The 18,884-nt window shown below is 67.3% G+C and carries 22 protein-coding genes; all 22 read left to right on the top strand.

Annotated elements, in window-relative coordinates; all coding sequences use genetic code 11:
• Window positions 1-74 precede the first annotated feature (74 nt).
• The 22 genes from fliD to ACTXG9_RS02065 all read left to right on the top strand — a co-directional run bounded on the left by fliD (window position 75) and on the right by ACTXG9_RS02065 (window position 18,875).
• Window positions 75-1,493: a flagellar filament capping protein FliD gene (gene fliD, locus ACTXG9_RS01960; protein WP_111098334.1), complete on the top strand. Its 1,419-nt coding sequence runs from the start codon at window positions 75-77 to the stop codon at window positions 1,491-1,493.
• Window positions 1,494-1,621: 128 nt separating this feature from the next.
• Window positions 1,622-2,038, top strand: a complete 417-nt coding sequence (gene fliS, locus ACTXG9_RS01965) for a flagellar export chaperone FliS (RefSeq protein WP_019336597.1) — start codon at window positions 1,622-1,624, stop codon at window positions 2,036-2,038.
• Window positions 2,035-2,328: a hypothetical protein gene (locus tag ACTXG9_RS01970; protein ID WP_021201752.1), complete on the top strand. Its 294-nt coding sequence runs from the start codon at window positions 2,035-2,037 to the stop codon at window positions 2,326-2,328. The genes fliS and ACTXG9_RS01970 overlap by 4 nt, the downstream gene beginning before the upstream one ends.
• Window positions 2,325-2,903 carry a PilZ domain-containing protein gene (locus tag ACTXG9_RS01975; RefSeq protein ID WP_019659609.1) on the top strand — a complete coding sequence of 193 codons (579 nt, stop codon included), beginning with the start codon at window positions 2,325-2,327 and terminating at the stop codon, window positions 2,901-2,903. The genes ACTXG9_RS01970 and ACTXG9_RS01975 overlap by 4 nt, the downstream gene beginning before the upstream one ends.
• Window positions 2,904-2,995: 92 nt before the next feature.
• Window positions 2,996-3,628: a response regulator gene (locus ACTXG9_RS01980; protein WP_005413261.1), complete on the top strand. Its 633-nt coding sequence runs from the start codon at window positions 2,996-2,998 to the stop codon at window positions 3,626-3,628.
• A 438-nt stretch (window positions 3,629-4,066) separates the two neighbouring features.
• Window positions 4,067-5,476 carry an RNA polymerase factor sigma-54 gene (gene rpoN / locus ACTXG9_RS01985; RefSeq protein ID WP_111098335.1) on the top strand — a complete coding sequence of 470 codons (1,410 nt, stop codon included), beginning with the start codon at window positions 4,067-4,069 and terminating at the stop codon, window positions 5,474-5,476.
• Between the two features lie 14 nt (window positions 5,477-5,490).
• Window positions 5,491-5,868 (top strand): response regulator, encoded by a 378-nt coding sequence (locus tag ACTXG9_RS01990; protein WP_005409556.1) that lies wholly within the window; start codon window positions 5,491-5,493, stop codon window positions 5,866-5,868.
• A complete protein-coding gene (locus ACTXG9_RS01995; RefSeq protein WP_111098336.1) occupies window positions 5,865-7,370 on the top strand; it encodes a sigma-54 dependent transcriptional regulator in 1,506 nt (501 codons plus the stop codon). The genes ACTXG9_RS01990 and ACTXG9_RS01995 overlap by 4 nt, the downstream gene beginning before the upstream one ends.
• A 180-nt stretch (window positions 7,371-7,550) precedes the next feature.
• Window positions 7,551-8,099 (top strand): SUKH-4 family immunity protein, encoded by a 549-nt coding sequence (locus tag ACTXG9_RS02000; protein WP_111098337.1) that lies wholly within the window; start codon window positions 7,551-7,553, stop codon window positions 8,097-8,099.
• A 593-nt stretch (window positions 8,100-8,692) separates the two neighbouring features.
• The gene (gene fliE / locus ACTXG9_RS02005) at window positions 8,693-9,058 is read left to right on the top strand and encodes a flagellar hook-basal body complex protein FliE (RefSeq protein ID WP_005409552.1); all 366 of its coding nucleotides are present in this window, start codon (window positions 8,693-8,695) and stop codon (window positions 9,056-9,058) included.
• Window positions 9,059-9,071: 13 nt separating this feature from the next.
• The gene (gene fliF, locus ACTXG9_RS02010) at window positions 9,072-10,718 is read left to right on the top strand and encodes a flagellar basal-body MS-ring/collar protein FliF (protein WP_021203865.1); all 1,647 of its coding nucleotides are present in this window, start codon (window positions 9,072-9,074) and stop codon (window positions 10,716-10,718) included.
• Window positions 10,719-10,725: 7 nt separating this feature from the next.
• Window positions 10,726-11,712 (top strand): flagellar motor switch protein FliG, encoded by a 987-nt coding sequence (gene fliG, locus ACTXG9_RS02015; RefSeq protein WP_024958226.1) that lies wholly within the window; start codon window positions 10,726-10,728, stop codon window positions 11,710-11,712.
• Window positions 11,709-12,350 carry a FliH/SctL family protein gene (locus tag ACTXG9_RS02020; RefSeq protein WP_111098338.1) on the top strand — a complete coding sequence of 214 codons (642 nt, stop codon included), beginning with the start codon at window positions 11,709-11,711 and terminating at the stop codon, window positions 12,348-12,350. Before fliG ends, ACTXG9_RS02020 begins: the two co-directional genes overlap by 4 nt.
• The gene (locus tag ACTXG9_RS02025; protein ID WP_049412701.1) at window positions 12,347-13,732 is read left to right on the top strand and encodes a FliI/YscN family ATPase; all 1,386 of its coding nucleotides are present in this window, start codon (window positions 12,347-12,349) and stop codon (window positions 13,730-13,732) included. Before ACTXG9_RS02020 ends, ACTXG9_RS02025 begins: the two co-directional genes overlap by 4 nt.
• A gap of 3 nt (window positions 13,733-13,735) precedes the next feature.
• On the top strand, window positions 13,736-14,203 hold the full coding sequence (gene fliJ, locus ACTXG9_RS02030; RefSeq protein WP_021203862.1) for a flagellar export protein FliJ: 468 nt from the start codon (window positions 13,736-13,738) through the stop codon (window positions 14,201-14,203).
• Window positions 14,203-15,348, top strand: coding sequence for a flagellar hook-length control protein FliK (locus ACTXG9_RS02035; protein ID WP_111098345.1), 1,146 nt, complete (start codon window positions 14,203-14,205; stop codon window positions 15,346-15,348). The genes fliJ and ACTXG9_RS02035 overlap by 1 nt, the downstream gene beginning before the upstream one ends.
• A 137-nt stretch (window positions 15,349-15,485) precedes the next feature.
• Window positions 15,486-16,001, top strand: coding sequence for a flagellar basal body-associated FliL family protein (locus tag ACTXG9_RS02040; RefSeq protein ID WP_019659602.1), 516 nt, complete (start codon window positions 15,486-15,488; stop codon window positions 15,999-16,001).
• A 10-nt stretch (window positions 16,002-16,011) separates the two neighbouring features.
• Window positions 16,012-17,016 (top strand): flagellar motor switch protein FliM, encoded by a 1,005-nt coding sequence (gene fliM, locus ACTXG9_RS02045; RefSeq protein WP_021203860.1) that lies wholly within the window; start codon window positions 16,012-16,014, stop codon window positions 17,014-17,016.
• Complete coding sequence (gene fliN, locus ACTXG9_RS02050) at window positions 17,013-17,348, top strand: flagellar motor switch protein FliN (RefSeq protein ID WP_005409543.1); 336 nt, start codon at window positions 17,013-17,015, stop codon at window positions 17,346-17,348. Before fliM ends, fliN begins: the two co-directional genes overlap by 4 nt.
• Window positions 17,345-17,764 (top strand): flagellar biosynthetic protein FliO, encoded by a 420-nt coding sequence (fliO, locus tag ACTXG9_RS02055; protein ID WP_014037105.1) that lies wholly within the window; start codon window positions 17,345-17,347, stop codon window positions 17,762-17,764. Before fliN ends, fliO begins: the two co-directional genes overlap by 4 nt.
• A 1-nt stretch (window position 17,765) precedes the next feature.
• A complete protein-coding gene (gene fliP / locus ACTXG9_RS02060; protein ID WP_019659599.1) occupies window positions 17,766-18,545 on the top strand; it encodes a flagellar type III secretion system pore protein FliP in 780 nt (259 codons plus the stop codon).
• A gap of 60 nt (window positions 18,546-18,605) precedes the next feature.
• On the top strand, window positions 18,606-18,875 hold the full coding sequence (locus ACTXG9_RS02065; RefSeq protein WP_005413254.1) for a flagellar biosynthetic protein FliQ: 270 nt from the start codon (window positions 18,606-18,608) through the stop codon (window positions 18,873-18,875).
• The last annotated feature ends 9 nt before the right edge of the window (window positions 18,876-18,884 follow it).

The raw sequence follows: 18,884 nt of genomic DNA on the forward strand, positions 1-18,884 counted from the left end.
GCGGCGCAGGCCGCTATTTTCGTTGACGACGGGCCGCCGCACGACGGCCAGGCCCGGATACCAGGAGAAACGACGTGGCAGACTTTGGATACGGTGGCATTGGCTCGGGGCTGGACATTTCCAGCATCGTCAACCAGCTGGTCGCAGCTGACCGCAAGCCCGCCGACAATGCGCTGAACCTGCAGCAGTCCAAGGCCAAGATGCAGCTGTCGTCGATCGGCACCGTTACGGCGGCCTTCGACAAGCTGAAGACCGCGCTGACGGCCCTCAAGGCCACGACGGCCTTCGATACCCGCACCGTCACCGCCACCGGCAAGGCCGGTCCGAACAATGCAGATGATGTGCTGACGGCGTCGGTCGCGTTGTACGACGTGGGCACGACCAAGGCAGCGGCCTCCAACGGCACGCACCAGGTGGAGGTGAAATCCCTCGCCACGGCACACAAGCTGATCGCCGATACCTCGGTGCCCAAGACCGACACCTTCGGTGCCGGAACCTTGACGCTGACCGTTGGCGTGGGCGACAAGGCCAAGACCATGAACGTGACGGTGGAGGACGGCGACACGCTGACCACCATCCGCAACAAGATCGATGCCGCCGGGCGCAAGGAAGGCGTGCAGGCCACGCTTATCAGCTCGGGCGACAACCAGTATCTGTCGATCGCCCAGGAAAAGACCGGTGCCGCCAACGCGATCAAGCTGGAGTATGCCGGCAGCGACCCCAAGCTGGGTGCACTGGTAGGCAGCCTGAAAGAAAACACGGCCGCTGCGGACGCCGAACTGACCATCGACGGCGTCAAAGTGGTCAGTGCCAGCAATACGGTGACCGATGCGGTACCGGGCCTGACCCTGAACCTGAAGGTTCCCGGCAAGAGTACCGTGGTGATCAGCACCGACACGGCCGCCGCGACCAAGGTCATGCAGGAATTCGTGACCGCCTACAACGCGGCGATCGCGGCGATCAACACCGAAACCAAGTACGACGCCAAGACCAAGGAAGCGGCCACACTGACCGGCGACGCGCAGATGCGGGGTGCTTCCAGCCAGCTGCGCTCGATGATGTCCGGCGTGCTGAAGGAGCTCTCGGCCGACGGCCTGGATCCGAAGGTGCTGGGCCTGCAGACCCGCGGTTATCCCAACGCCGACGGCAGCCTCGTTCTCGATACCACCAAGTTTGCCGCCGCACTGGCCAGCCAGCCTGAGAAGATCCGCTCGGCCATCACCGGCGACACCGGCGGTGCTGGCACCCTGTACACCATGGTCGACGGCTATGTCAGCACCACGGTCGGCAAGGAAGGGGCGTTCGTCGCCCGCACCAAGGGCCTGAACACCACGCTGGACAACATCGACAAGCGCCGCAAGGACCTCGACACGCGCATGAAGAACGTCGAGGAGCGCTACAAGAAGCAGTTCCTGGCGCTCGACAGCCTGATGGGCAAGCTGCAGCAGAGCAACACCGCACTGCAGCAGCAGCTGGCACAGCTGAACCGCTAAAGGACGGCGTGCAACGCTCAAGTTTGGCGTGGTTCGCACCGATAACGGACGCAACAGCAATCAACGCCGCACCGCCGGCCACGGTCCCCACGACCACCCGACGGCACCCAGCGCAAGGAGAATCACGAATGTACGGTTCCAGCCGTCAATATGCCGAGCAGTACCGCCAGGTAGGAGTGACCAGTGCGGTTGCCGACGCCGATCCGCACAAGCTGGTGGCGATGCTGCTGGCGGGCGCGCTGGAGCGCGTACGCCGTGCCCAGGCCAGTCTTGAGCGTGGCGACCAGGCCGGAAAGGGCAAGGCGATCGGCGAAGTCTGCGCGATTGTCGGCCACCTCAACGGCTCGCTGGATCACGAAGCCGGCGGCGAGATCGCCGGCAATCTGTCGGCACTGTACGACTACGTGTTGCAGCGCCTGACCGAGGCCAACCTGCACAACGACCGTGCCGCGCTGGATGAATCGCTGCAGTTGCTGGGCGAGATCGACAGCGCCTGGAACGCGATCCCGCACGAGCAGCGCCGGCCGGCGGCGGTGGCGCCATGAGCCTGCACGAACTGCACGCCCAGCTGGATGCCTTCGAGAAGGCCTTGGGCGAAGAGTCCCTCGACCAGGCCGACAGCCTGCTCGACGGCCACGACAGCACGCTGCATGCACTGCTCAGCCAGCCGCTGGCCGCCACCGACCACGCACCGCTGGCTGCGCTGTTCGATCGCCAGCAGAATCTGCTGGGCCTGCTGCGCCAGCGCCGTGATGCGGTGGCAGCACTGATGAATGACGGCCAGCGTTCCCTTCGCGCAGCGCATGCCTACCTGCAGGCAGAATCGCTGGCATGACCCAATTGCCGACCACGTCGCTGCATCATCCGGCCGAAAGCGAGCTGTTCGACGAGACGCTCAGCTGCGAGCTGGCCCTGCCGGCCGAGTTCCAGGCAGGCAGCGCGGCCGGTCGCACCAGCAGCGCCGAAGGCCTGCTGCGCAGCCTGGCGCTGGTTGAAGACAGCCGCGTTGACGAACATGACGACCGCAACGAGGCCAGCCTGCAGTTGCAGCGGCTGGAGGCCAAGCTGGATCTGGCGATGGTGCTGCTCGGCCGGCTGGTACGCCAGCAGGGCCAGGAACTGACCCTGCGCCCCGTGCGCTGGTCGCGCCGCGGCATCCGCCTGCAGCTGGGCCCACGCAGTGGCGCCAGCCCCGGCCAGGCCGGCGTGGTGCGCCTGCAGCCCAGCGATTGGCTGCCCGACCATATCGACCTGCCGGTGGAAGTGATCGCCGAAGCGGCGGACGGTGGCGGCGGTCACTACCTGTGGCTGCGTTTCCAGCGTCTTGGCGATGGCCTTGAGATGGCAATGGAGCGGCACTTGTTCCGCCTGCACCGCCGCCAGGTGGCCGAGGCGCGCCGCGCCCGCTGAAACCTGCCACCATCACGCTTTGCGGGCAAGCCTTGGCGCGCCCGTTCAGCTAAGTTAAGGTGGACTCCCCTACACGGATCTGTTGCGTGCCTGTGCGAGTTCTCATCGTCGACGATCACACCCTCGTCCGCGCCGGCCTGGCGCGGCTGCTGCAGGGGTTTGCCGACGTGCAGCTTGTTGCCGAGGCCAGCAACGCCGAGCAGGCACTGCAGCTGGCCCTGCAGCACGCACCGGATGTGGTGCTGATGGACCTCTCGCTGCCGGGCCGCACCGGCCTGGAAGCACTCAGCGACATCCGCCTGCGCGCGCCCGGTACCCGGGTGGTGATGATGACCATGCACGACGATGCCGCTCACGTGCGCGATGCGCTGGATCGGGGCGCGGTCGGGTTCGTGGTCAAGGATGCAGCACCGCAGGAGTTGGAACTGGCGCTGCGCGCCGCGCACGCCGGCCAGGTGTTCCTGAGCCCGCAGATCTCCGCCAAGATGCTGGCACCGATGCTGGGCCGCGAGAAGCCCACCGGCATCGCCGCGCTGTCGCCGCGCCAGCGCGAGATCCTGCGCCGCATCGGCAAGGGTGAGAGCAACAAGGAAATCGCCGCCGACCTCGGCATCAGCGTCAAGACGGTGGAGACCCATCGCGCACGCATGATGGAGTCGTTGGGCTGCCGCCGCGCCAACGATCTGCTGCTGCTGGCCGCGCGCCACCAGCACGAGCTGGAGTAAGCGCGAGCCTCGGCGGCGCGAAACGATGGCTGGGTAGAGTGGGCTGTTGGTAGAGTCGACTGCCAGTCGACTTGCGCGCGGAGCGCGGGACTTTTCCTTGGTCTGATCGGAGAGCAGTCGACTGACAGTCGACTCTACCGGTGATCGTCTCTATCGACAGCCGACGCAGCCAACCCGCACCCAGCGACGAATTCCCGTCGCCCCGACACTCCCTGACAGGAATCCGTACACGGCGCAGCCCGATCAATCCGGGCCTTGCACCGGAAATCCGCAACTTAGCAGCGATCATCGTCAACAATCCGCGTCGATGTAGGGAATACCCCTACACCCTGTCAGGACATTCACCAAGCCCCTCAGGAACCCCCCGATTCCGCCCCCGCCGGATCAAAAGCAAGATGCGTTCCACAAGGCGCCGGGGAGCGGCGCCGGGGAACCACGATGAAGGCTGCACTCTCGACCCAGCTGGGCCAACAACTTCACCTCACCCCGCAGTTGCTGCAGTCGATCCGGCTGCTGCAACTCGACGGCCTGCACCTGGAACAGGAAATCCAGCGCCTGCTGGACTCCAACCCGCTGCTCGAAATCGAAGAGGCCGAAGCGCCTGCCGCCGAAGCCACCGAGGCCAGCGCGACCACGCTGGAAACCGCCGCGTTCGACGAGTTGCCCGAGTCTTCGATGTGGGACGTGGCCGGCGCCAGCTGGCAGGACGGCGACGACGATCGCATGGCGCGCATCGCCGCCGGCGAATCGACCGACCCGCAATTGCGCGTGCTGCAGCGCCTGTCGCTGGACATGGATGACCGCGAACTGGCGGTGGCCGCGTTCTGGCTCGACCACTGCGATGAGGCCGGCTACCTGCAGGCGCCGCTGGCACAGCTGCAGCTGCTGGCCAGCGCCCAGTTCGACATCGCCGCCGCTGGCGTGGAAACCATCCGCCAGCAGCTGCTGCACGGCGAGCCGGCCGGCATGGCCGCACAGGACCTGCGCGAAGGCCTGCAGGCGCAGCTGCGCAGCCTGCACGGCGTGGTGCCGGCCCGCCATCTGGCTGCGCGCATCCTGGACGGCGCGCTCGATGCACTGGCTGCCCACGACTACCCCGCCCTCGCCCGCCAGCACGACGCCGAGATCGACGACGTGCGCGAGGCGGTGCGCCTGATCCTGTCGCTGCAGCCGCGCCCCGGCGACAGCCTGCTGCCCGAGCGCAACGCGGTGGTGGTGCCGGACGTCGTCGCCTGGCACGCCGACGGGCAGTGGAAGGTCGCCCTGAACCCGGCCACCAGCCGCCGCGTGTCGATCAACAGCCAGTACGAACAGGTGCTGGCCGAAACCAGCGACGCCGCCCCGGCGCTGCGCGAGATGCTGCAGGAGGCGCGCTGGTTCAGCCGTGGCCTGTCGATGCGCTACGACACCCTGCTGCGTACGGCGCGGGTGATCGTCGAGCGCCAGGCCGCCTTCCTGGTGCGCGGCGAAGAGGCCATGGCGCCGTTGACCCTGAAGGAAGTGGCCGAGGAAATCGGCATGCACGAGTCCACCGTCTCGCGCATCACCACCGGCAAGTTCCTGCAGACCCCGCGCGGCACCTTCGAGCTGAAGCACTTCTTCGCCGTGCGCCTGGAGGGCGCCAGCGTCTCCGGCCAGGCGGTGAAGGCCATGGTCCGCCGCCTGATCGACGCCGAACCGGCCGGCCGCCCGCTGGCCGACGAGGCCATTGCCGGCCTGCTGTCGCGCCAGGGGGTGAACATTGCCCGCCGAACCGTCGCAAAATACCGAGAACAACTGGATATCGCCCCGGCCCGCGAACGGCGCCGGCTCAGCGCCAGGCAACCCCAGCTGGCCCGGGTGGGCTGAAAAGGATGTTGGACATGAACAAGCTCACGGTCCTGCTGGTCGATGACCACGAGGGCTTCATCAACGCGGCGATGCGCCATTTCCGCAAGATCGACTGGCTGCAGATCGTCGGCAGCGCCGGCAACGGCCTGGAAGCGATCGAGCGCTCGGAAACGCTGCGCCCGCAGGTGGTGCTGATGGATCTGGCCATGCCGGAAATGGGGGGGCTGCAGGCCACCCGCCTGATCAAGTCGCAGGACGATGCGCCGTACATCGTGATCGCCAGCCACTTCGACGACGCCGAGCACCGCGAACACGCGCTGCGCGCCGGCGCCGACAACTTTGTCAGCAAGCTGTCCTACATCCAGGAAGTCATGCCGATCCTGGAAGGCCTCAGGGAGGAACAGTCGTGAGCGAATCGCGCATCCTGGTGCTGGACAACGACGCCGTGCGCGCGGAGCGCACCGTTGCCCTGCTGGAATTCATGGACTTCAACCCGCGCTGGGTGTCCGACGCAGCCGACTTCGACCTGGGCCGACAGCGCCAGAACGACTGGATGGCGGTGATCGTCGGCAGCCTGGACGACAGCCCCGCCAGCACCGCGCTGTATCACTGGCTGGGCGGCAGCAGCCTGCCGCCGCCGGTACTGCTGGCCGACGGTGATGCCGCTGCGTTCGCGCAGCAGCATGGCCTGCACGAAGCCAACATCTGGCCGCTGGAAACCCCGCTGCGCCATGCGCAGATGGAAGCGCTGCTGCGCCGCGCCAGCCTCAAGCGCCTGGATGCCGAGCACCAGGCCGGTGCCGCGCAGGAGCAGGGACCGACCGGCAACGGCCCGGCGGTCACCGCGCTGCGCACCATGATCGAACAGGTGGCCGCGTTCGACACCACCGTGCTGGTGCTGGGCGAATCCGGCACCGGCAAGGAAGTGGTGTCGCGCGCCATCCACCAGCGTTCGCCGCGCCGTGATGGCCCGTTCGTGGCGATCAACTGCGGCGCCATTCCGGCCGACCTGCTGGAAAGCGAACTGTTCGGCCACGAAAAGGGTGCCTTCACCGGCGCACTGACCGCGCGCAAGGGCCGTTTCGAAATGGCCGAGGGCGGCACCCTGCTGCTCGACGAGATCGGCGACATGAGCCTGCCGATGCAGGTGAAGCTGCTGCGCGTGCTGCAGGAACGCAGCTTCGAGCGCGTCGGTGGCAACCAGACCATCCGCTGCAACGTGCGCGTGGTGGCCGCGACCCACCGTGATCTGGAAACGCGGATCGCCGAAGGCAAGTTCCGCGAGGATCTGTTCTACCGCCTCAACGTGTTCCCGATTGAAGTACCCGCGCTGCGCGAGCGTCGCGAGGACCTGCCGGCACTGGTGGAAACCATCGCCGCGCAGCTGGCCCGCACCGGCCGTGGCGAAGTGCGCTTCACTCCCGAAGCGCTGCAGGCACTGGCCGGCTACGAGTGGCCGGGCAACGTGCGCGAGCTGACCAACCTGGTCGAGCGCCTGGCGGTGCTGCATCCGGGCGGTTCAGTACGCGTGCAGGACCTGCCGGCCCGCTACCGTGGCGATGCCGCACTGGCAGCGGTGGCTGCACCGGCACCGGCAGCTACGGTTGCCAACGAAGAACGCCTGGACCTGCGCAGCTTCTCGTTCCACACCCCCGGCAGCGGCAACCAGCCGGCGCTGGAGCACGGCATCGCCGTCAATCGCCCGGCGGCACCGGCCGCCCTGCCCGACGAAGGCATGGACCTGCGCAACCACATGGCCAACATCGAACTGGGCCTCATCAACGAAGCACTGGAACGCACCCAGGGCGTGGTTGCCCACGCCGCCCAGCTGCTCGGCCTGCGCCGCACCACCCTGGTGGAAAAGCTGCGCAAGTACGGCATCGAACGCGAGCAGGCCGAACTGGCCGGCTGAACCGCGCCACCAGCATGAAGGGGGCACGAACGCCTGGGCTCGCCCGGGCGTTGGTGCTTCTGGCGCCGCTGCATGACATCAGTAGATCCACGCCGTGCCTGGACAAGGGGATGAGCCGCAGGACCTCGTTTGCAACTTCTCCTAAAGGCAGCTGCGAAGCATAGGGGTAGCCTTGTCCGGATGGAGAATTCAATCAGACCGCCAACGCTTGATCTCACGCCAATCCGCCAGGAAGAGATTGATAACTCTGCCCTGCTGCGTGAGGCGCGGCAGCTGTCTGACCGTCTTGCGCCATATCCCAACAACAGCACGATGTTCCATCCACGTCTGCAGAAGTACCAGACTGACGATCGCAACCTGGCGATCTTTGGACGTGTACTGGGCGGACTCTTTTTCGTCGATCTCATGAATGGCTCGGTAGGGCTACTTCCAATCGACGATGGAACACCGCTCCAATACTGCAATTCAGACCTGCGCAGTTTCGCAATCTTCCACACCGCGTTGATGGAAGCGATTCAAGCTGCGATCAACTCCCACAGGGACGTGTCAATGTTCACGCTCCTGGAGCTTGAGACTGACTTCCGCAAGTCCGATCCCAGCTCAATGCTGGACGAGAGCAACTTCTGGCCCACGTGCCTTTACGAGCTTTCTGAGGGGTTCTTCCCTCTCTCATCCGAAAAGGTGGAACTGCACCGTTCGCTCGGGATCGATCTCCACTATCCCTGGTAGCTAGCGCCAGGGGTCAGATCCCAAGAGGGGTCGGAGCCCTTTCCACCGGAAAGGGATCCGACCGCTGCGCATTTGCAGCGCCAGAACTCCGGCCGCTGGACTCTGCAGCCCCAGGCCAGAAAACCGACGCCGGATAAATGGCGCCGCCAATGGGATCAGCGCCCGATGCACGGCAACGGGATCCGACCCCGTGCCGACCAGAATGTGTCGACCAAGGTCGACACCCACCAAGGGCAGTCCATACCCGTCCATCAGATCGCAGGAAACTGTCGGAGGCGGGGTGGGTCCGGTTGTGGGGGCGTGAGCCGCATGGATGCGGCGACCGAGCTTACATGGACGTACTTGCAGCGTCCCCCGCAACCGGACCCGCCCCGCCATCCCTCAGTAGACCCGCTTCTGCTGTTGCTCCGGCTCCGGCTTCGGTCATTGCCACTGAGGTTGCCGGCCAGCGGCCGGCACTACCGCGGGGAGCGGGGTGCAACCCCGCACGCACACCCAACCTCCTCACTTCACTGAATCGAAAACCGGTTTCGGCACGGCACTTGCACTGGCTCCAGCAGACAACCCCATCCCTGTTTCTGGAACCGTTGCAGATGTCCCACTCCGTCACTTCGATCCTTTCGCAGATCCGCTCCTATCAGACCCAGATGGGACAGCCGGCGCTCAACCCGCTGGGCGAAACGCCGCGCAGCAACGCCCTGCCGGGCACGGTGCTCGATGCACCGCAGGCCCAGCCGGCCAGCTTCACCGAAACCCTGCGTGGTGCGATTGCCGGCGTCAACGATGCGCAACAGAAGTCCGGCGCCCTCGCCAAGGCCTTCGAAATGGGCGACCCAAGCGCCGACCTGGCCAAGGTGATGGTCGCCTCGCAGCAGTCCCAGATCGCCTTCCGCGCCACCGTGGAAGTCCGCAACCGTCTCGTCCAGGCTTACCAGGACGTGATGAACATGCCGCTGTAAGGAATAGAGACGCATGGCACTGACGCTCTCCAAGGACAGCCTGAACGCCGAAAAGGCCGGGCAATGGTTCGACCGCCTGCAGAGTCTGCAGATCACCCGTCGGCTGGGCCTGATGGCGATGATCGCGGTGGCGGTGGCGGCAGGCCTGTCCGTGTTCTTCTGGTCGCAGAAGCCGGGCATGGTCCCGCTGTACACCGGCCTGGACCAGAAGGCGACCGCTGAAGCGACCGACCTGCTGCGCGCCGCACAGATTCCGTTCGCACTCGACCCGGCCACCGGTGGCATCACCGTGCCGGAAAAGAACCTGCACGACGCGCGCCTGAAGCTGGCCGGCTCCGGCCTGACCGACAGCGGCAAGCTCGGCTTCGAGCTGATGGAGCGCGACCCGGGCTTCGGCGTCAGCCAGTTCGTGGAAAGCGCGCGCTACCAGCATGCGCTGGAAACCGAGCTGTCGCGCACCATCAACACGCTGCGCCCGGTGCGCGATTCGCGCGTGCACCTGGCCATTCCCAAGCCCAGCGCCTTCACCCGCCAGCGTGACGTGGCCAGCGCCTCGGTGACCCTGGAACTGCGTGGCGGCCAGCAGCTGGAACGCAGCCAAGTGGACGCCATCGTGCACATGGTCGCGGCCAGCATCCCGGATCTCGCCCCGGAACGGGTGACCGTGGTTGACCAGAGCGGGCGCATGCTCAGCGTCAGCGACCCGAACAGTGAGGCGGCGGTCAACGCTGCCCAGTTCGAACAGGTGCGCCGCCAGGAAACCTCGTTCAACCAGCGCATCCGCGAGCTGCTGGAACCGATGACCGGCCCCGGCCGGGTCAACCCGGAAGTGAGCGTGGACATGGATTTCTCGGTGACCGAGGAAGCCCGTGAGCTCTACAACGGTGAACCGCAGAAGCTGCGCAGCGAGCAGATGAGCGAGAACACCACCAGCACCCCGGGCCCGCAGGGCGTGCCGGGTGCCACCAGCAACAGCCCGCCGGGCCAGCAGGCCACGCCGGCCACCGCGCAGGCCCCGACCGAAAGCAGCAAGAACGCCACCCGCAACTACGAGCTGGACCGCACCCTGCAGCACACCCGCCAGCCGGCCGGCCGCATCAAGCGCGTGTCGGTGGCGGTACTGGTGGACAACGTGCCGCGCGCCGGTGCCAACGGCAAGGTCAGCCCGCAGCCGCTGTCGGCCGCGGAACTGACCCGCGTCGAGGCGCTGGTGAAGCAGGCCGTCGGCTTCAACGCCGAGCGTGGCGACACCGTGTCGGTGATGAATGCCCCGTTCGTGCGTGACACCACGCCGGTCGAAGGGCCGGCCTGGTGGGAACTGCCATGGGTGCACGATGCCGGCCGCATGCTGCTCGGCGCGGTGGTGGTGCTGGCGTTGTTGTTCGGCGTACTGCGCCCGGCGCTGCGCGCGATCACCGGCCAGAACAGGAAGGACGACCCGCAGGCACTGGAGCCGCACACCGCGGACGTGCAGCTGGTGGATGACGATGGCATGCCGCTGCCGGCGCTGGGCGCCGACCGGGCGAGCCTGGCCGGGCCGGAGGCCCTGGCCCTGCCGGTGGATTCATATGAGGAACGACTGCGGATGGCGCGTGAAGCCGTAAAGACCGACTCCAAGCGCGTGGCCCAAGTGGTCAAGGGATGGGTGGCCAATGACTGAGGCACAACTGACCGGCGTACAGCGCGCGGCCGTGCTGCTGCTGTCCCTGGGTGAGCTGGACGCGGCCGAAGTGCTGCGCCACATGGAACCCAAGGAAGTGCAGAAGATCGGCATCGCCATGGCCACCATGACCGACATCACCCGCGAGCAGGTGGAACGGGTAATGGACCAGTTCGGCCAGGAGCTGGGCTCGAAGACCTCGCTGGGCGTGGGTTCGGACGACTACATCCGCAACATGCTGGTGCAGGCGCTGGGCAGCGAGAAGGCCGGCAACCTGATCGACCGCATCCTGCTGGGCCGCAACACCACCGGCCTGGACGCGCTGAAATGGATGGACCCGCGTGCGGTGGCCGACCTGGTGCGCAACGAGCACCCGCAGATCATCGCCATCGTGATGGCGCACCTGGAAACCGACCAGGCCGCCGACGCGCTGAAGCTGCTGCCGGACCGTACCCGCGTGGACGTGCTGCTGCGCATCGCCACCCTCGACGGCATTCCGCCGAACGCACTCAATGAACTCAACGAGATCATGGAGCGCCAGTTCGCCGGCAACCAGAACCTGAAGTCGTCGAACATCGGTGGCGTGCAGTGCGCGGCCAACATCCTGAACTTCATGGACAGCGGCCAGGACCAGGCGATCCTGGGCGAAATCGCCCGCATCGATGCGCCGCTGAGCAACCGCATCCAGGACCTGATGTTCGTGTTCGACGATCTGGTCGACCTGGATGACCGCGAGATGCAGCTGGTGCTGCGCGAAGTGAGCGGCGAGCGCCTGGGCCTGGCCCTGCGCGGTGCCGACATCAAGGTGCGCGACAAGATCACCCGCAACATGTCGCAGCGCGCGGCCGAAATCCTGCTGGAAGACATGGAAGCTCGTGGCCCGGTGCGCCTGTCCGACGTGGAAGGCGCACAGCGCGAGATCCTGGCCATCGTCAAGCGCATGGCCGATGAAGGCACCGTCACCATCGGCGGCAGCGCGGAGGCCATGCTGTGAGCAACGTCGTGCGCTGGCTTGCCCCGGACCTGCTGGCCCAGCCCGAACCGGTGCTGGAGCAGGAGGATGCATTCGAACTCACCGAGCCGGACCCGGAGCATGAACCCGAGCCACCGCTGCAGCTGCCGACGCTGGAGGAAATCCAGGCAATACAGGACAGCGCCGAGAAGGAAGGCTTCCAGCACGGCCATGCCGAAGGCTACGGCCAGGGGCAGGCCGAAGTGCGCCGCCTCGCCGCGCAGATCGAAGGGATCCTCGACAACTTCAGCCGGCCGCTGGTGCGGCTGGAAAACGAAGTGGTCGGCGCGCTCGGCGAGCTGGCCGTACGCATCGCCGGTGCGCTGGTCGGCCGTGCCTACGAAGCTGAGCCGGCACTGCTGGCACAGCTGGTCGGTGAGGCGATCGACGCGGTGGGTGGCAGCACCCGCGAGGTCGAAGTGCGGCTGCACCCGGACGACATCGCCGCGCTCGCCCCGCTGTTGAGCCTGCCGCCACAGCAACGCCTGGTGCCGGATACCAGTCTCAGCCGCGGCGATCTTCGCGTGCACGCCGAAGCGGTGCGCATCGACGGCACCCTGGAAGCGCGCCTGCGCGGCGCGCTGGACGCGGTGATCCGCCAGACCGGAGCCAATGCATGACCCCCGATCCGCAGCCGACGCTGCCACCGGCCGACTGGGCCATCGCCCGCAACCTGCGCCTGGCGCGTCGGCTCGATGGCCTGCGCGTGGATACCGCCCATGGCCGTGGCCTGATCCGCGAAGGCGTGCTGCGCCGCGCGGTCGGACTGACCCTGGAAGCGGTCGGCTGCGAAGCGCCGCTGGGTGCCAGCTGCAAGGTGGAAGTGGTCGATGGTGGCTGGGTCGATGCCGAAGTGGTCGGCTTCGCCGGCGAGCGCACGTACCTGATGCCGAGCGCGGAACTGCACGGCCTGCTGCCCAATGCGCGGGTGGTGCCGTCCGCACGCCGCGGCGGCGTTGAAGTGGGCGAAGGCCTGCTCGGCCGCGTCATCGACAGCGACGGCGTGCCGCTGGACGGCAAGGGCCCGATCCGCGCCGAGGGCCATGTCGGCATGGCCGGCGTGTCGATCAATCCGCTGGCACGTGAACCGATCACCCAGCCGCTGGACGTGGGCGTGCGTGCGATCAACGCGCTGCTGCCGATCGGCCGCGGCCAGCGTGTCGGCCTGTTCGCTGGTTCTGGCGTCGGCAAGTCGACGCTGCTGGGCATGATGACCCGCTACACCGCCGCCGACGTGATCGTGGTCGGCCTGATCGGTGAACGTGGCCGCGAAGTCCGCGATTTCGTCGAGACCACGCTGGGCGAGGAAGGCCTGCGCCGCGCCGTGGTGGTGGCCAGTCCCGCCGACCGGCCGCCGCTGGCGCGCCTGCACGGTGCCTACCGCGCTACCGCCATCGCCGAATGGTTCCGCGACCAGGGACTGAACGTGCTGCTGCTGATGGACTCGCTGACCCGCTTCGCTCAGGCGCAGCGAGAAATCGGCCTGTCGGTCGGCGAGCCGCCGACCACCCGCGGCTACCCGCCGTCGGTGTTCGCCAAGCTGCCGGCACTGGTCGAACGCGCCGGCAACGGCGCCAAGGGACGTGGCTCGATCACCGCGTTCTACACGGTGCTGACCGAAGGCGATGATCCGCAGGATCCGATTGCCGATGCAGCGCGCGCGATCCTCGACGGCCACATCCTGCTGTCGCGGCGCGTGGCCGACAGTGGCCTCTACCCGGCCATCGACGTCGAATCGTCGGTCAGCCGCGTGGTCACGGAAATCGCCGACGAACCGTGGCGCCTGCGCATCCGCAAACTGAAACGACTGGTCTCGGCGTATTCGGCCAACCGTGACCTGATCGCCATCGGCGCTTACCAGCGCGGCAACGACGCGGCCACCGACGAAGCCCTGGAACGCTGGCCGGAAATCATGGAGTTCCTCGGCCAGGACGTTGCCAAGGCCGCAGATCTCCCGCACAGCCAGGCGGCGCTGCAGCGCCTGGTGGAACAAGAGAGTTAAGCCATGAACCAGTCCAAGCGCATCGATCCCCTGCTCAAGCGGGCCCAGGAACACGAGGACGCGGTCGCCCGCGACCTGGCCGAACGCCAGCGCGTGCTCGACACCCATCTATCGCGACTGGACGAACTGCGCCGTTATGCCGAGGAGTACGCCAACGCGCAGATGGCGGCGACCAGCCCGGCGCAGCTGCTCAACCGGCGTGCATTTCTCGACCGCCTCGACAGTGCGGTCGAGCAGCAGCAGGCCACGGTCAATGGCAACCGCGAGAAGGTGGAGGCCGAGCGCGCCCGCCTGATCCTGGCCAGCCGTGACAAGGCCGTGCTGGAACAGCTGGCGGCCAGCTACCGGGCGCAGGAGAAAGTGGTCACCGACCGCCGCGACCAGCGCGAGATGGACGACATCGGTGCGCGCCGTGCGCGTCTGGTGCAGGCCGAAGACCAGGATGGCACCGAGCAGGGAGGCCGCCCGTGATACCCGCCCCGCTCGCCAGCAGCGCCAACGCGCAGGCACAGACTGCCGGCGGCGCTGCAGCGCGCGCGCCACGCAGCGAGGCCAGCAAGGATTTCAGCCAGCTGTTGCAGGGCGGCGCGCCGGACGCGCCCGCCGGCGCCGCCACGTCACCGCCCACCTCGGCACCGAAGCCGCAGACGAGCGCCGATGGAAATGGCCAGGCGCCGGAGGAACGCAGCATGGATGCGGCGGCGACGGGAAACGAGACGTCGCCCTTGCCGCCGCAAACTCCGCCTGCGGGTGATCGGGCGACGGACAAGGACACGCCGGTGGCCACCGAGGACGCGCCGTGGCCGCCGCTGGGCCTGGCCGGCCTGGTCCTGGCGATGCCGGCCTCCTCCGATCCTGCCGCCACTGCTCCTGCTGCAACGGGTGCGGGCGCGGCGCTGCCGGCCACTGCCGGACCGGGACTGCCTGCCCCGACGCCGACCCAGGCGCCGGGCGCAGCCGTCGCATCCATAACTGACAGCACGCCGCCGGCCGCCAGCGCCAGCGATGCCACGACCCTGCCACTACCGGAGACGGTCCTGCCGGGCAGCAAGCATGGCGACCGCGACAGCAACGACGTGACCGCGATCGGCGACCGTAGCGCTGCCCCATTCCTGCACGCCCCGGCCCCGGCGGCCCTGCAGGACCTCAAGGCTGCGCTCGCCACCGGCACTGCGGTCTTCAACGGCGAACCGACGCCCAGGCCCGTGTTCGGCGACGATGGTTTCGACCAGGCCGTCGGCGCGCGCCTGGGCTGGCTGGCCGACCAGAAGATCGGTCACGCCCACATCCGCCTGAGCCCGGACGACATGGGCCCGGTGGATGTGCGCCTGCAACTGAACGGCGACAAGGTGCATGCCAGTTTCAGCAGCCCGCATGTGGACGTGCGCCAGGCACTGGAAAGCAGCCTGCCGCGCCTGCGCGAACTGCTGGGCGAACAGGGCTTCCAGCTGGCTCATGCCGATGTCGGCCACCAGGCGCCCGGTGGTGACGGCAATGCGTCGGGCCAGGCCGGTGGCGGCGGTCTGCCCGGCGACGGAGAACCGACGCCGGGCGATGGCAGCGTGTCGTCGGCGCAGCTGATCCGCCAGCGCGGATTGCTGGACGCTTACGCCTGACAGGCGTGCCAACCAAGGTTGGCAGCCACCAGAGCGATGCGGCTGGCATCCCGACGGAATTCCGTCGCCCCCCGCTGCCCCGGCTCCGGCACACCCCTTGCATATCCCGGTGAAGCAACCCTCAGGAGCTTCACCCCGTGGCCGCAGCCGCTGACAAAACCAAGAAGACCGCCGAGAAGGACAAGGCCGCCAAGCCGCGCAGTCCGATCCTGATCACCGCACTGGTGGCCGTGCTGGCCGCCGCTGCCGCCGGTGGCGGCGTATGGTTCTTCACCCAGTCCAAGCACGAAGACAAGACTGCGCAGGCGCCGAAGAAGAGCGCCACCCCGGCCCCCGCGCAGTACTTCGCGCTGGACCCGGCGTTCGTGGTCAATCTCAATGGCCCGGTCGATGGTCCGCGCTACCTGCAGCTGGAAGTGCAGCTGATGACCCGTGACCCGGCTGCGCTGGAAGCGATCAAGACCCATGCACCCGCCATCCGCGCACGCCTGCTGATGCTGTTCTCGCAGGTCAGCCCGGACCAGATCGCCGATGTCGCCGGCAAGCAGAAGCTGCAGGCTGCGTCGCTGGCCGAAGTGCAGAAAGTGCTCAAGGCCGAGACCGGCAGCAATGGTGCCGACGACCTGCTGTTCACCAGCTTCGTGACCCAGTAAGGGCCCACCGATGAATGATCTGTTGTCCCAGGACGAGATCGATGCCCTGCTCCACGGCGTGGACACTGGCGCGGTCGAAACCGATCCGGAACCGCCGTCAGGCGAAGCGCGCTCGTACGACTTCGCGAGCCAGGACCGCATCATCCGCGGTCGCATGCCGACCCTGGAAATGGTCCACGAGCGTTTCGCCCGCCTGTGGCGGATCGGCCTGTTCAACCTGATCCGCCGCTCGGCCGAGCTGTCGGTGCGCGGCATCGAACTGATCAAGTTCAACGACTACATGCACTCGCTGTATGTACCGACCAACCTGAACCTGATCCGCTTCAAGCCGCTGCGCGGCACCGGCCTGATCGTGTTCGAGCCGACCCTGGTGTTCGCCATCGTCGACAACTTCTTCGGTGGCGACGGGCGCTACCCGACCCGCATCGAAGGCCGCGAGTTCACCGCCACTGAAATGCGGGTGATCCACCTGCTGCTGAAGCAGACCTTCGCCGACCTGCGCGAGGCCTGGGCGCCGGTGATGGACGTGGACTTCGAGTACATCAACTCGGAGATCAACCCGCACTTCGCCAACATCGTGACGCCACGCGAATACGTGGTGGTGTGCCGCCTGCACGTCGAACTCGATGGCGGCGGTGGCGACATCCACGTCACCCTGCCGTATTCGATGCTGGAGCCGATCCGCGAGCTGCTCGACGCCGGCATCCAGAGCGACCGCAACGATCGCGACGAAAGCTGGGGCCAGACCCTGCGTGAGCAGCTCAACATCGCCGAAGTCACCCTGTCCAGCGTACTGGCCAGCAAGCGCATGACCCTGCGCGACCTGACCCAGCTGAAGGTCGGCGACATCCTGCCGATCGAACTCAGCCCGCAGGTGCCGCTGTGCGTGGAGAACATCCCGGTGTTCACCGGCGAGTTCGGCATCGCCAACGGCATGAACGCCGTGAAGATCACCGCTACCCATCCGCCGGGCACCCGCCCGCGCGTACCCGTCATCCAGGAAGACCCGCAATGAACGATATCGACGCCCTCGAACCCACCCCGGCCCAGTTCAGCAGCCTGCAGGCCGATGAGGCGAACGGCCCGGACCTGAACCTGGACGTGATCCTGGACGTACCGGTGACCCTGTCGCTGGAAGTCGGTCGCGCGCGCCTGCCGATCCGCAACCTGCTGCAGCTCAACCAGGGCTCGGTGGTGGAACTGGAACGGGGTGCCGGCGAGTCGCTGGACGTGTTCGTCAACGGTACCCTGATCGCCCACGGCGAGGTTGTGGTGATCAACGACCGCTTCGGCGTGCGCCTGACCGACGTGGTCAGCCCGAGCGAGCGGATCCGGAGACTGCGTTGAGCCTGCTGGCCTCCACCCTGCTGGCGGTCGGCAAGACCGCCGCGCCCATCGGGCCCCAGGTCGGCCAGCATGCGGCCGCCGCACCCAGCCTGTTCGGCGCGGTGCTGGCGCTGCTGGCGGTGCTCGCGCTGGTCATCGGCCTCGGCTGGCTGCTCAAGCGCATGCCCGGCAGCGGCTTCCGCCCGGCCGAAGGCATGAAGCTGGTGGCCAGCCTGAGCGTGGGCGCCAAGGAGCGCGTGGTGGTGGTCGAGGTCAACGGCCAGCAACTGCTGCTGGGCGTCACCGCCGGTGGCATCAACACCCTGCATACCCTGCCCGAACCGTTGCCGCCCCCGGCGCCGGTGCGCGTGCCGGACTTCAAGAATCTTCCGAATTTCGCCCAGCTGCTGCAGCAGCGGCTGCGCAAGGATCCCTGACATGCGTGTCACCCGTACCCGTCTTGCCACCCTGATGCCGTGGCTGCTGTTGCTTGCCCTGTGCCTGTTGCCGGCACTGGCGTTCGCCGCGCCCGGCGCCCCGAACACGCCGCTGCCGGACATCAACGTCGGCAAGATCGGCGGTGCACCGGTCAGCCTGCCGCTGCAGACCCTGCTGCTGATGACGGCGATCACCCTGATCCCGTCGATGCTGCTGGTGCTGACCTCGTTCACCCGCATCATCATCGTGCTGGGCCTGCTGCGCCAGGCGCTGGGTACCGGGCAGACCCCGTCCAACCAGGTGCTGCTGGGCCTGGCCCTCTTCCTCACCGCGATGGTAATGATGCCGACCTGGGACAAGGCCTGGAGCGCCGGCATGGCGCCGTACCTCAATGGCGAGATCGACTTCCAGACCGCCTGGACGCTGACCACCACGCCGTTGCGCGCCTTCATGCTGGCGCAGATCCGCGAGACCGACCTGATGACCTTCGCCGGCATCGCCGGGCACGGCACCTACGCCAGCCCCGATGCGATCCCGTTCCCGGTACTGGTCGCATCGTTCGTCACCAGCGAACTGAAGACCGCTTTCGAGATCGGCTTCCTGATCTTCATCCCGTTCGTGATCATCGACCTGGTCGTGGCCAGCGTGCTGATGTCGATGGGCATGATGATGCTGTCGCCGATGCTGGTGTCGGCACCGTTCAAGATCCTGCTGTTCGTGCTGGTGGATGGCTGGGTGCTGACCGTGGGTACGTTGGCAGCCAGCTTCAATCCGGCTTGATATCCCGCGCAAAGCGCAGTCGAGCATGGCTCGACTCTACAAGAGCAGATGGACCCCCGAATGTCTCCCGAACTTGCCCTGACTGAACTGCGTGGCGGCCTGATCACCGTGTTGTGGGTGGCTGGCCCGCTGCTGCTCACCGTGCTGGTGGTGGGCGTGGTGGTGGGCGTGGTGCAGGCCGCGACCCAGCTCAACGAACCGACCATCGCCTTCGTCGCCAAGGCGGCGGCACTGACCGCGGTGCTGTTCGCGCTGGGCAGCCTGCTGATCGGCCACCTGGTTGAATTCACCACGCTGCTGTTCCAGCGCATTCCACACCTGATCGGCTAGGACACGCGC

This window comes from Stenotrophomonas maltophilia group sp. LNF247, from assembly GCF_054083135.1.

Excerpts from the sequence above, each read along its gene's own strand:
- rpoN (WP_111098335.1), top strand. The coding sequence starts at position 4,067 with ATGAAGGCTGCACTCTCGACCCAGCTGGGCCAACAACTTCACCTCACC.
- fliP (WP_019659599.1), top strand. The coding sequence starts at position 17,766 with ATGCGTGTCACCCGTACCCGTCTTGCCACCCTGATGCCGTGGCTGCTG.
- fliS (WP_019336597.1), top strand. The coding sequence starts at position 1,622 with ATGTACGGTTCCAGCCGTCAATATGCCGAGCAGTACCGCCAGGTAGGA.
- ACTXG9_RS02025 (WP_049412701.1), top strand. The coding sequence starts at position 12,347 with ATGACCCCCGATCCGCAGCCGACGCTGCCACCGGCCGACTGGGCCATC.
- fliF (WP_021203865.1), top strand. The coding sequence starts at position 9,072 with ATGGCACTGACGCTCTCCAAGGACAGCCTGAACGCCGAAAAGGCCGGG.
- fliJ (WP_021203862.1), top strand. The coding sequence starts at position 13,736 with ATGAACCAGTCCAAGCGCATCGATCCCCTGCTCAAGCGGGCCCAGGAA.
- ACTXG9_RS01975 (WP_019659609.1), top strand. The coding sequence starts at position 2,325 with ATGACCCAATTGCCGACCACGTCGCTGCATCATCCGGCCGAAAGCGAG.
- fliN (WP_005409543.1), top strand. The coding sequence starts at position 17,013 with ATGAACGATATCGACGCCCTCGAACCCACCCCGGCCCAGTTCAGCAGC.
- ACTXG9_RS02000 (WP_111098337.1), top strand. The coding sequence starts at position 7,551 with ATGGAGAATTCAATCAGACCGCCAACGCTTGATCTCACGCCAATCCGC.
- ACTXG9_RS02065 (WP_005413254.1), top strand. The coding sequence starts at position 18,606 with ATGTCTCCCGAACTTGCCCTGACTGAACTGCGTGGCGGCCTGATCACC.
- ACTXG9_RS01990 (WP_005409556.1), top strand. The coding sequence starts at position 5,491 with ATGAACAAGCTCACGGTCCTGCTGGTCGATGACCACGAGGGCTTCATC.
- fliM (WP_021203860.1), top strand. The coding sequence starts at position 16,012 with ATGAATGATCTGTTGTCCCAGGACGAGATCGATGCCCTGCTCCACGGC.
- fliE (WP_005409552.1), top strand. The coding sequence starts at position 8,693 with ATGTCCCACTCCGTCACTTCGATCCTTTCGCAGATCCGCTCCTATCAG.
- ACTXG9_RS01970 (WP_021201752.1), top strand. The coding sequence starts at position 2,035 with ATGAGCCTGCACGAACTGCACGCCCAGCTGGATGCCTTCGAGAAGGCC.